This is a genomic window from Chitinibacter sp. SCUT-21 (genome assembly GCA_041874755.1).
Taxonomy (GTDB): Bacteria; Pseudomonadota; Gammaproteobacteria; order Burkholderiales; family Chitinibacteraceae; genus Chitinibacter.
In genome coordinates this window covers 1,367,999-1,380,330 of record CP102611.1, presented here as the reverse complement: position 1 = coordinate 1,380,330, position 12,332 = coordinate 1,367,999, and the positions used below count along the sequence as shown (strand labels likewise).

General features: G+C 50.7%; 8 protein-coding genes and 2 tRNA genes. 4 read left to right on the top strand and 6 right to left on the bottom strand.

Features of this window, described 5'->3' with window-relative positions:
• Window positions 1-10: 10 nt before the first annotated feature.
• The 4 genes from NT239_06295 to NT239_06280 all read left to right on the top strand — a co-directional run bounded on the left by NT239_06295 (window position 11) and on the right by NT239_06280 (window position 2,339).
• Window positions 11-87 (top strand) — tRNA-Arg (locus NT239_06295).
• 25 nt (window positions 88-112) lie between these two features.
• Window positions 113-187 (top strand) — tRNA-Glu (locus NT239_06290).
• Between the two features lie 242 nt (window positions 188-429).
• Window positions 430-1,605, top strand: a complete 1,176-nt coding sequence (locus NT239_06285; GenBank protein ID XGA72440.1) for a UbiH/UbiF family hydroxylase — start codon at window positions 430-432, stop codon at window positions 1,603-1,605.
• An 8-nt stretch (window positions 1,606-1,613) separates the two neighbouring features.
• Window positions 1,614-2,339, top strand: a complete 726-nt coding sequence (locus tag NT239_06280; GenBank protein XGA72439.1) for a DsbC family protein — start codon at window positions 1,614-1,616, stop codon at window positions 2,337-2,339.
• A gap of 98 nt (window positions 2,340-2,437) precedes the next feature.
• On the opposite strand, the gene NT239_06275 is transcribed toward NT239_06280, so the two are convergent.
• From NT239_06275 to NT239_06250, 6 genes are all read right to left on the bottom strand, one after another.
• Entirely contained in the window at window positions 2,438-4,855 is a 2,418-nt protein-coding gene (locus NT239_06275) for an ATP-binding protein (GenBank protein ID XGA72438.1), read from the bottom strand.
• Window positions 4,856-4,993: 138 nt separating this feature from the next.
• Window positions 4,994-7,411 carry an ATP-binding protein gene (locus NT239_06270; protein XGA72437.1) on the bottom strand — a complete coding sequence of 806 codons (2,418 nt, stop codon included), beginning with the start codon at window positions 7,409-7,411 and terminating at the stop codon, window positions 4,994-4,996.
• A 91-nt stretch (window positions 7,412-7,502) separates the two neighbouring features.
• Window positions 7,503-8,627 carry a sn-glycerol-3-phosphate ABC transporter ATP-binding protein UgpC gene (gene ugpC, locus NT239_06265; protein XGA72436.1) on the bottom strand — a complete coding sequence of 375 codons (1,125 nt, stop codon included), beginning with the start codon at window positions 8,625-8,627 and terminating at the stop codon, window positions 7,503-7,505.
• 352 nt (window positions 8,628-8,979) lie between these two features.
• Window positions 8,980-9,822 carry a carbohydrate ABC transporter permease gene (locus tag NT239_06260; GenBank protein ID XGA72435.1) on the bottom strand — a complete coding sequence of 281 codons (843 nt, stop codon included), beginning with the start codon at window positions 9,820-9,822 and terminating at the stop codon, window positions 8,980-8,982.
• A gap of 9 nt (window positions 9,823-9,831) precedes the next feature.
• Window positions 9,832-10,743 (bottom strand): sugar ABC transporter permease, encoded by a 912-nt coding sequence (locus NT239_06255; protein ID XGA72434.1) that lies wholly within the window; start codon window positions 10,741-10,743, stop codon window positions 9,832-9,834.
• A gap of 197 nt (window positions 10,744-10,940) precedes the next feature.
• The gene (locus NT239_06250) at window positions 10,941-12,200 is read right to left on the bottom strand and encodes an extracellular solute-binding protein (protein ID XGA72433.1); all 1,260 of its coding nucleotides are present in this window, start codon (window positions 12,198-12,200) and stop codon (window positions 10,941-10,943) included.
• Window positions 12,201-12,332 lie beyond the last annotated feature (132 nt).

Here is a 12,332-nt window from a genome sequence, read left to right as displayed (position 1 = left end):
TTAAATCAGTGCGCCCGTAGCTCAGTTGGATAGAGTATTTGGCTACGAACCAAAGGGTCGGGCGTTCGAATCGCTCCGGGCGCACCAGTTTAAAGTTTGATAGTTTTACCAGGTCCCTATAGTTTAGCGGTTAGAACACTGCCCTTTCACGGCGGCGGCCGGGGTTCGATTCCCCGTGGGGACGCCAAAACAGTTTGGCAAATAGATAAAAGACAGTCGATCCGAAAGGTTCGGCTTTTTTTATTTCTACTGTCCAATCTTGCCGTTTTCCTAATTTCCCCTTTCAAACATGACGTATAGGCTGCTGAGCCAATCCTGATGAGCGCTATCGCGTAATACGGGTTGCCGTATCGTGCTGTGCAGTTCTCACACGCGCTTATCAATGCTGCGACGGTGTTGCCTCGCCAGAGACGATGTTAAACTGTGGCCATGAAAACCTATGACGCAGATTTAATTATTGTTGGTGGCGGTTTGGTCGGCGCGGCTTTGGCTTTGGCGCTGAAAAACACCACACTCGATATTGTGTTGCTGGAAGGTCGCGAGCCGCAGCTCGATTGGCCGCTCGAGAGCTGGGATCAGCGTGTTTACGCGATTAGCCGCGCCAGCCGACGTTTACTGACCGAGATTGGCGCTTGGCCTTTGGCGCGCGCCGAGCGCCTCTGCCCCGTATCCGCGATGAAAATAGCCGGTGACGAACCCAATAGTCGCTTGGAATTTTCGGCGCTCGAAAGTGGTGTCGATGAATTGGCGTTTATCGTCGAAAACCGCGAACTGCAGCGCGCCTTATGGCTGGCCTTGGCGCAATGCAGCAATGTGCGCGTGATGACCGGCCTGACTGCGCAAGCGCTCGATATTCAAGCTGATGCAGCGTATTTAACTTTGGCCGATGGTCAGCGTTTGAGCGCGAAATTGATTATCGGTGCCGATGGAGCGAACTCTTGGGTGCGCCAGCAATTGCAAATTGAAGCGAGTAGCAAGCCGTATCAGCAATTTGGTGTGGTAGCCAACTTCGCGTGCGAAAAGCCGCATTACGGCGTTGCACAGCAATGGTTTATGGCGGATGGCATCTTAGCTTGGTTGCCGCTGCCGAATCAGCAAATGTCGATGGTTTGGTCGTGCTACCAAGACCGCCGAGATGAACTTTTGGCCCTTTCAGCAGACGAACTCGCTAAGCAAGTCGCGCAAGCCGGACAATCGCGCTTAGGTGAGCTCAAACTCATTACGCCGCCAGCGGCATTTCCGCTCAAATTAACGCAGCTTGAACACATTACCCGCTCGCGTGTGGCCTTGGTGGGCGATGCTGCGCATACCGTGCATCCATTGGCGGGGCAGGGCGTGAATTTGGGCTTTGGCGATGTCGCCGAGCTGGCCAAAGTATTGGCCGAAGTGCATCCCGAACGTATTGGCGATGCGCTGGTGCTGCGCCGCTACGAGCGTGCTCGGCGTGAATCGGTTTTGCTGATGCAAACGGTGTGCGATGGATTACAAGTTTTGTTTAATAATGACAAGCCAATTCTCAAATCTTTGCGTAATATTGGCCTCAATCTCACCAACTCTGCACCATGGATCAAACGCCAACTGATTCGGCATGCAATGGATTCCTAAGGATTGAAATGAAATATCTGACTCGTATTATGATGGCTGCCGGTATTTTGGCGATGGTTGCGTGCAGTGCACAGGCCGATACGCCGCCAAAAGACTTGAAAGCGACAATCGCGAAAAAGCTTGGCCGTCCTGTTGATGCGGTGAATCCAACGCCAGTGAAAGGTATTTATGAAGTTGTGATGGGCAAGCGCCAAATTATTTATACCGATGCCAAGGGTGAGTATGCATTTGTTGGCGAAATGGTTGATGTGGCCAAAAAGGAAAGCATCACCGAGCGCCGTATTGCGGAAATGATGACCACCGATTTTGCCAAATTGCCATTGGCTGACGCGGTTAAAATTGTGCGCGGCGATGGTTCGCGCAAAATGGCCGTGTTTACTGATCCCGATTGCCCATTTTGCAAACGCTTAGAGCAGCAAAGTTTGGCTGGCATTGATAATGTCACGATTTATAACTTCCTGATGCCATTACCTGGCCTGCACCCCGATGCTGCGCGCAAATCGGCGATGATTTGGTGCAGTAAAGATCAAAACGCGGCGTGGCGAGGCTGGTTCTTTGACGGCAAATTGCCCGACAATAGTCCAGAATGTGACAACCCGGTGCAGCGCAATATGGCCTTGGGTGAGTCATTAGGCATTTCTGGCACACCTGCTTTGATTTTTGCCAACGGTCAAATTGTCTCCGGTGCTATTCCGAAAGAAAAAATCGAAGAAATGTTGAACGCGAAAAAATAATTCCCGTGAATCACAACAGAAAAGCCATCGCAGTCTGCGATGGCTTTTTACGTATATGCCGCTAGATCAGGAAAATATTGGTCTCTAGGGTTATACCGTTAGCTAGATACATTATTATTTAGTGGCGCTTGCCGTGGTAGGGTAATGATAAAGCGGGTAAAGCGTCCAAGCTCGCTTTCTAGTTCTAACTCGCCCCCCAAAATATTACAGACAATGTTGTAGGTAATATATAAGCCTAAGCCGCTGCCGCCTTTTCCTAGTTTGGTGGTGAAAAAGGGATCAAAAACCCTTTTCTGGATTTCTGGGCTCATCCCACAGCCATTGTCCTCAAAAATCAGCCGCTGCCATTGCGAGTTCACTGGCTCTGAATAGAGCGTCACTTTGCCGTAGCTACGATTTTCAAAGCCATGTGTCACGCTGTTGAGAATTAAATTGCTGATAATTTGCTCTAACGGCCCTGGGAAGCTGTCAAAAATAATACCTTTTGGCACCCCATTTTCAAATTGATACGGTGTGCGCTCCAATTGCAGCTGCAGCATGGTGAGCACTTCATCAATCGTTTCTGATAAATCAAATTCCCGCCGCCGTGTGCTATCGGTATCGATGGCTACTTGTTTGAAGTTGGCCACCAGATCGCTCGCGCGCTGGATGTTGCGTTCAATTAATTGTGTTGCGCTTAGGTTGTTATCAATAAATTCATCAAGTGCTGATTTTTTGAGGGTGCTGTTCGCTAGCTTTTGCTGAATCTCTTGGCTTTGTGCACTCAGCGTTGAGCTGCAGGTTAATGCAGCCCCCAGTGGGGTATTGAGTTCATGGGCGATCCCGGCAACCAAGCTGCCCAAAGCAGCCAGCTTTTCTGATTGCACCAATTGATCCATCGCCTTGTGTAAATCCTGATTACTTTTCGCCAATTGCTGCGTACGTTCTTGTACGCGCTGCTCTAGCTCTTCATTGGCCTGCATGAGTCTCACATTAAGATCATGGATTTCGCGTTGAAATTCGCGGCGTTCTTGGTTGGTCATTGCCCGAATGGTAATTTCTGCAATTTGGCTCGCCGATTGGATTTCGTCTGGAATCCAGTTTCTTTGCTCACCTATGTGTTCAAAAATCAGTAGGCAGCGATAATTATTACTAAATGCTGGTAAGGCTAAGATGGATGACGTGTGGGTGGGGCGTAAATAGCGCTCGGCTAAATCCCAAGCTTCTGGGTGATGCAATGCATCGTGTGCGATCAAGGTCTTTCCCCGATTCATCGCATTAAAAAAGACGGGTGCTTGCTGCTGCTCAATACTGATTGCGGTGATAAATTGGTCTTGTTTTTGATCGTAAATGCTCACCGGATCCAAACGATCCTCATTTAGTTGCCACAAGCCGGCTCTTTGTACGTTTAAGATCTCGCTGGCCGCTTTACTAATCACAGGGGCGAATTCCACTAATTTGCCATGCTCAATGGCAGGGTGGTTAGCTAAATTAATCAACAGCGTACCGACACTGAGCCGCAAACCGGTTTTTTGCTCTAACTCACTGCGTTTTTCAGGTTGAGCACTGGCGTGAATTTGCTGTTGGGAGGCAAACCCCGCTTTTAATTCTTGCAAAGCCAGGTGGGAGTCAAATAAGGCTTCGGCATACTGCGCCGCCGCTAAATGTTGGCGCATCAAGATGTGCGAGAAATTATTAGCCCGCGAAATAATTTGCCCCGCATGAATGACTTCGAGTGCGGTGCTCCAATCCTTACGCTGTGCATGAATCACCGCCATCGCACTCAGGATATTCGCCAAACCCCATTGATAGCCAACTTGGCTGGCGAGGGTTTGTCCTTTTTGCAGTAAGTCCATCGCCTGATCCAAATGCCCGTCATCAATATCGATTTCGGCAAGGCGATAATATGATTCGGCGGCGTAGTCTGGAAAATGTTGGGCCAAGCAAATGTGTAGGGCGCGATCGAGGGCTACTCTGGCTTCGTCATTGCGCTGACAACGATGCAAATTAACGGCTAAATTAATTTGAATCTTGGCTTCAAGATAAGGATCATCGACTTCAGTAATTCGGCTCGCAGCAGCCTGGTGAAACAGAATCGCGGATGCAGCATCGTCGAGCGCATCATACACTTGGCCCACGCCCACTTTGGCCAACATCCATGTTTTTGGATCATCATTCGCGAGCTCAATACAGGTTAGCCAATCTTGCAAAGCGGTACGATAATCGCCTTTGCTATAGTGCAGCCGCGCAATTTGTTCGTAAATGCGCGCCTCTAGCTGAAAATTATGCAGGGCTTGCGCTTGTTGTACTGCTTCATATAGTACATTTCGGGCTTCAAAGGCTTTGCCCTCGTGATCCATGATTTGGCCATACAATTCGGCTGCGCAAATTTGGTAATACGGCAACCGCAGCTGGCGGGCGTGTTCAATTAGTTCAAGGCAGGCTAAGCGTGCTCGCTCGGGCTCTAAATGCCAGACTTCTGCGATTTGCTTTAATTGCGCAATGAGCTGAGTTTCAGTTATCTGGGTGATCACCATTGCTGTCTATTCTCGTTAATTGCTCGCGCCTTGCGATCTGCTCATAAGATCGCCATTGTTTGATCGCCAAGCTGATATTAGTTTGGCACATTTGCAAGCATCCACCCCCAATTTTTGGCGCATTATCTCGCTGGTCGCTTACGGCCTTACTGCGGGCGGGGAAATGTGCGGCATTCGGATTACTACCTGGGTGTATTGCTCTGTAATGCTTTCTAATTCTAGGTTTCCAGCTAATACCTTGTTCAGTATGTTATTGGAAATATACAACCCCAAGCCGCGATGTTGCGGATCTGGCTTGGGGCTATAAAACGGCTCGCTCAGCGGCGGGAAATGGGCCTGCGCAATGCCACAACCATTGTCATGACAGCGGATGATCAGCTCATTGCCATCGTGTTCGGCGCTGATCGTGATCTTGCCGTGGGCGCGATTTTTAAAACCATGGAGCAAGGCGTTTTGAATTAAATGGCTTAGCACTTGCTCGAGTGGCCCAGGATAGCTATCAAGCTCGATCGAAGCGGGAATATTTAGCTCAATTTGGTAAGCCGTATTGCTGCGCTGACTACGAAAAATATTGGCTAAGTTGCAGACAGTGCGCTGCAAATTAAATTGCCGGCGTCGTTCGCTGCTGGTGTCGACGGCGACTAATTTAAACTGCGCCACCAGTTCGCTACTACGCGTGATTTTTTGCTCGATTAACTGGGCGTAATTTTGTGTCGTGCTTAAATAGTGCTGCAGGCCAGAGCGTTTTAATTCGCCTCTGGCCAATAAAGTCGCAATGTCTTGACTGCTGCGCCCCAAGGAATGACTGAGTTGCAGTGCATCGATCAGCGGGGGAATTAACTCGCCGGCAAAGCCATTGACTAAGCGCCCAAGGGCGGCCAGTTTTTCGCTTTGCACCAATTGTTGCATCGTATATTCAAGCTCTTGATTGGTGCGTCGCAAGCCTTCGGTACGTTCCTGTACGCGTTGTTCCAGCTCTTGGTGTGATTGGCTTAAACGTGCATTAAGCAGATGAATTTCATGCTGATATTGATGCCGTGCTTGATGATTGAGTGCCCGCGAGATGATGTGGGTTAATTGATTGGCCAGTTGAATTTCTTCTGGCAGCCAATTACGTTGTGAGCCCAAGTGCTTAAACAGCAATAAATACTGCTCTTGGTTATGCTGCACCATAAAGGCCATCACCGAGTGAATTTGCTGTTGTTTCAAATAAGCCTGCGATAAATCCCAGGCAAAATGATGATGTGCGGCGTCGTGGGCAATAATCGGCTGTCGATGCTGCAAGCTGGCAAAAAATACGGGCATGTCTTGCCGGGTTAATCGTTGTGGCCTGCTCGGGACGTCGACTGGGTAGCGCAGCATGCAGTCGATGTATTCGTCGTCGGCATTGATCCGCCAAATACTCAACTGCGCAACTTGTAAAATATCGGCGCTTGCTTGCGCAATCAGGGGCCAAAAACGCTGGCTATCGCCGCGCTCAATTTCGGGGTGATTCATGAGCTTTAATAATTTGCTGCTGCTGGACGATCTTACCTCGGTTTTTTGAATCGCTAATTTGTATTGCTCGTTTTGTGTCTCCTGCAGCCGCAGGGCTTGCAATCCAATCGATGCTTTGATTTCGGTAATTGCCAGTTCAGTTTGACCAGCCAACTCGGCATTATGTGCGGCGGCTTGATGCAGGCGCAGCAACACAGGTGAAAAATGATGCGTCTTGGCAATTTGTTGCGCCGCGAAAATACATTCCAAAGCCGCAGGGTATTGAGCTCGGCGGGTATGGATTTGCGCCATATTATTTAAGATATTGGCCTCCCCCCAAACATACTTGACTTGGCGCGCATAGCACAAAGCCTGTGCTAGCAGATTCATGGCCGGATCGAGTTCGTTGTGGGCCAAGGCAATTTCAGCTAGGCGGGAATAAGTTGTCGCGGCGTAATCGGCATAGTGGTGCGCCAGACAAATGTGCTGTGCGGCCAATAAAGCCGTTTTAGCTTCAGCAAACCGATTGAGTTTGAGCTGAACCACGCCAATATTGATTAAGATTTTGGCGTGTAAATACGGGTCGTCAACTTCGGCAATCCGCGCCAAGGCGGTGTTGTGAAACAGCAGCGCGGTTTCTTGCTCACCCTGAGCATCATAAATTTGTCCCACGCCCACTTTGGCCAGCATCCAGATTGCGGCTTCGCCTTGCTTGAATTCGGCTAACTCGATACAGCGTAACCAGTTGTGCAATGCTTGTGAGTATTGGCCTGAAGTGTAATAAGAGCGTGCAATTTGCTCACATACCCTAGCTTCAAGTATGAAATTATGGATGGCTTGTGCTTGCTGCAATGCTTCATATAAAAAATTACGCGCCAGCTGGGCTTCACCCGCATGATCCATGATTTTGCCGTACAGCTCTGCGGCGTAAATTTGTAATAAAGTGGCTCGGTGTGCGCGGGCGTAATTGATTAAAGCTTCGCATTCGCTGCGTGCAGTGTCGGGGTCTTGATGGTAACTCGCTTGAATGCGCGCCAAGCGCGCGGCGAGTTCATCCGAAATCTGGCTTGAGTAAGACATGGTGCTAGGCGAAATAGGCTGCCTGCGAAAAACGATAAAGCAGCATAGCCGACTTGCCCGAGTGCGGCTACGCTACCTTGTTTGAAACAGCTTAACTGTGACGCGAAGAGCGCATATTGCCTGGTTTGAGGCGGCGCAATGCGCGGTCTTGTTGATCAAACACATGGAACGAGGTGCTGGCCGCGCTGATTTCGATCTCACTGCCGAGCGCCACTTCGCGCTCGCCATCGCCACGCACCACAATATCATCACCATTTTCCAGCGTTAGATACAGATAATTGGCTTCGCCCAAATGTTCGATTAAATTGACTTTGCCTGTGAAAGTCTCGCTGGCTCCCGTCCCCTCAACTAAATGCTCGGCGCGGATGCCTACCGTCACGTTGTCGTTGATTTTTAGCGCGCTGGCATCGACCGTCGCCCGAATTTCCTGCCCACCTTTGAGCGCAATATGTGCGCCATCAGCATCGAGTGAAATCACGCGTCCTTTTAACAAATTCATTTTTGGCGAACCGATAAAGGTCGCCACGAAGAGGTTGGCCGGTTGTTGGTACAGCTCAAGCGGCGTACCCGCTTGCTGAATATGCCCGTCGTGCATCACGACAATTTTGTCGCCCAAGGTCATCGCTTCAACTTGATCGTGCGTGACATACACCATCGTTGCGTTCAAGTCGCGGTGCAGCTTGGCGATTTCGAGGCGAGTTTGCACGCGCAGTGCGGCGTCCAAGTTCGATAGCGGTTCGTCAAACAAGAACAATTTCGGCTCACGCACAATCGCACGGCCAATCGCCACGCGCTGGCGCTGACCGCCCGACAATTCGCGCGGCAGGCGTTGCAGTAAATGATCGATTTTCAGGATTTTGGCGGCGTTTTTGATGCGTACATCGATTTGTGCTTTGTCTTCGCCGGCGATCTTCAGACCAAACGCCATGTTTTTATACACGCTCATATGCGGGTACAGCGCGTAGCTTTGGAACACCATCGCGATGCCGCGCTCGGCCGGTGGCAAATCATTCACCACCGCATCGCCAATCGACAGCTCACCGCCGGTGATCGATTCGAGGCCCGACAACATGCGTAATAGCGTCGATTTGCCGCAGCCCGACGGGCCAACCAGCACCACGAATTCGCCGTGTTTAATATCGAGATTGATGCCATCCAACACTTTGGCTTTGCCGTCGTAGGATTTGGATAGATTATTGAGTTTGACTGTTGCCATCTGCGTACTCCTATTGCGATCTTCTGGGTATAGCCAGAGAGGTCAATTTCTATTTGTTCTTGATAGCAATACCCGTGATGGTATTGCGAACGTGTCATATTTTTAGGTTTAGTGCCTTCGGCACGCTGTTTTGCAGTCGCAATCCGCGACGGGGACTTCCTTTCTTTGCTTCGCCAAAGAAAGGAAGCAAAGAAAGGCGACCCGGGCGAAAAGCGCTCCGCGCTGCCCTTGCGTCGTCGTGAGCCAAACGATGAAACTGTTTGTCTCTCTCCTCGCCGCGGTTTTCGCTATACGGGGTTTTAAGCCCCAGCCCAAACAGCGCGCTTCGTTGTTGAGCCTATAAAACACAAACTTATTTCACCGCACCCGAAGTCAGCCCGCGGATCAGTTGGCGCGAGAAGATCGTGTACATAATCAGCACCGGAATCACCGCCAAGCTCAGGCTCGCGAGCACGGCGTTCCAATCGGTGACGTATTGACCGATAAACTGCTGTACGCCCAGCGTGACAGTTTGGGTTTCTTCACCCGGCGCCAAAATCAGCGGGAACCACAAATCGTTCCAGACCGGAATCATCGTAAACACCGCCACAGTCGCCACCGCAGGGCGAATCAGCGGCAAGATGATCTGGAAGAAAATCTTGAATTCGCCAACGCCATCGCAGCGCGCCGCTTCTTTGAGTTCTTTCGGAATTTGCGACATAAATTCGCTCAAGATCATGATCGCCAGCGGCAGGCCCTGCGCGGTGTAAACCAGCACCAGCGCGGTCAGCGTATTGATCAGATCGAGTTTGACGATCAGCTCCAGAATCGACACGGTGCCAAGGCGAATCGGCACCATAATGCCGATCGCCATATACAAGGCCAGCAGGCGATTGCCGCGAAATTTGTATTCGGACAGCGCCCACGCCGCCATCGCGCCGAACAGTAAAATCAGCGCCAAGGAAATCAGCGTCACCGTCAGGCTATTGCCGAAATACAGCATGAAGTTCGATTTGGCGAGCACCTTCTCAAAGCCGCCGATGAAGAAGGTTTCGGCGTTCGGCAGTGCGAGCGGGTCATCAAAAATGCCGGCGCGGCTTTTAAACGCGTTAATCAAAATCAGCGCAATCGGGAACAGTGCCAGCAGCGTGTAGCCGCCGAGCATCAGGTGCACGCCCGCGCTGGAGAGGGGTTGGGTGATCTTATGTTTTTTCATCTCGCGGCCTCACAGCTCGTAGCGCGTCAGCTTGCGCTGAACAAAATAGAAATAGGTGCCAACACCCGCCAGAATCACCAAGAACATCAGCGTCGCCACCGCAGCGCCCATCGTCGGGCTGCCGACTTGGCTTTGATAGCCAAAGAAGGTGCGGTAGAACAAGGTGCCGAGAATATCGGTGCTGTAGTTCGGGCCAGCGATCGCGCCTTTGACCGAGTAAATCAAATCGAAGGCATTAAAGTTGCCGACAAAGGTCAGGATCGTCACCAAGCCCAGCGTCGGTAAAATCAGCGGCAGTTTAATTTCCCAGAAAATGCGCCAAGCCGAAGCGCCTTCAACGTGCGCGGCTTCGATAATGTCTTCGGGTACGGCGAGCAGCGCGGCATAAATCAACATCATCGGAATACCGACAAACTGCCAGACTGAAATCAGCGCCAGCGTAATCAAGGCCGAGCCTTCTTCACCGAGCCACGGCGCGAAATAGTCCGCCAAGCCGACTTTGCCCATCAGGCCTTCGGACACGCCCCACAGTGGTGACAGAATCAGCTGCCAGATAAAGCCGATAATCACCACCGACAACAGCGTTGGCAGGAAAATCAGCGTGCGGTAGTGGCGCGCGCCTTTCAGTCCTTTCAGCGACAACAACGTCGCCAAAATCAAACCGATTGGGTTTTGAATCAGTAAATGAATCAGGAAGAACTTACAGTTATTCCACATCGCATTCCAGAACGATTCCGACCAGGCCGGGTCGGTCAGAATGGTCAGATAATTGGCGAGGCCGACAAAACTAAAATGGCCCGCATCATTGCTGGTGAAAAAGCCCAGTCGCAGCGTATCGAGCAGCGGTAGCGCGCTAAAAATGGAGTAAATCAGCACCGCGGGTGCTAAAAAGACGGCGATATGCCAAGGCATGCGTTTCATCGCAAGCTCCCAAACAAAAGCTCTCCCGCTGCGCATCGGTGTGCAGTAGGAAGTTTCAGGCGTAAAAAGAGCCGGCAGTGGTGTTAAACACCGCCGGCCAATACTCACTCAGCGAGTGAGAGGAGGAGAAGGGTTTGGGGTATTGCGCAATGAACCAATCCAGTAATGAGATTGATAGCAATACCCTTATGACTTTCTTATTTGCGTTGCTGTGGTTTATACCATTTCGCAAAACCAGTCTGGATTTTGGCTGCTGCGTCTTTCGGCGCCATTTTGCCGTTCAAGACTTGTGAGCTGACATTCCACAATTCGTTTTCCATCGCTGGCTCGCCACGGTTCATGATTTGCGCGTTCAGGCGGATGGTTGAGCCGCAAGTTTTGCGCCAGTCGATCATTTGCTTGGCAACAGGGTCTTTCACCGAAATCAGGTGATTCGACAGCGAGAAGAAGCCGGTGACTTTGTTAGTGTACAAATCAGCGAATTCTTGCGAACCGAGCCACGCGAGGAATTTATATGCGTCGGCTTTGTTTTTCGCTTTCGGGTTTACGCCCATACCGATGTCGGTGTGATCCGAAATCTGGCATTTGTCACCGGCTTTCGCTACTGGTGGTGGGAAAGCGCCGAAATCTAGACCTTGCTGGTTAAAGTAGGCAATATCCCACGAGCCCGCTGGGTAGATACCCGCTTTGCCCATGGCGAACAAGTTTTGGCTGTCGGCATAAGTTTGTGCTGACGCGCCTTTGCCCATGTACGGGCCCCATTTGGCCATTTGCTCCCACGCCGCCACAAATTGTGGGTCGGTAAATTTAGCTTTACCGGCGATCAGTGCTTTACGGCCTTCTTCGCCTTTCCAGTAATTGGCGCCAATGCTGGTGAAGACGATCTGGTTAGATTCCCATTGATCGGCAGTGCCTAGCGCCAGCGGCGTTTTGCCGGCTTTCTTTAACGCCTCGAGTGTTGCAAAGAATTCAGCCTGGGTTTTTGGCTCTTTCAGATTCAGATCTTTGAAAATCTTTTTGTTGTAGAAAAAACCATGAATGACTGAAGCCATCGGCATGCAATAAGTATCTTTGCCATCATCCGTTTGCCACGCTACTTTGGCTGAAGCGGGGAAGTTTTCCATGCCCGCTTTGCCGTCAAGTTTTTCCAACTGGCCTTTTTTGAATAAATCGAGCGATTTATCAAATGGGCGGCAAGTAATCAAATCGCCAGCCGTACCGCCTGTGAGGCGGGCGGTCAACGATGAGTCATATTCCGTTGGGGCGGTCGGGGCAAATTTAACTTGAATGCCCGGGTTTTTCTTTTGGAAAGCAGGAATCAATACATCTTCCCATAGCGTTTTGTCATCAACGCGCCATGATTCAATGGTGACAGTACCTGCTTGCGCTGCGGCGCTGGCTAACAGTGTTGCGGCAAGCGCAGCGCGAGCTGCTGCGGTGTACTTCGTGTTTTGCATGATCGAATATCCTTGAGTGAGCCGTGATCTTGTCGCCACGGTGAGCACAAGTTAGCACGATCATTTTTGCAACACGATTTTTGGCTGCTGAAAACCCTGATATAAGTTAAGTTGTTGAATTTAAAGGAGCAC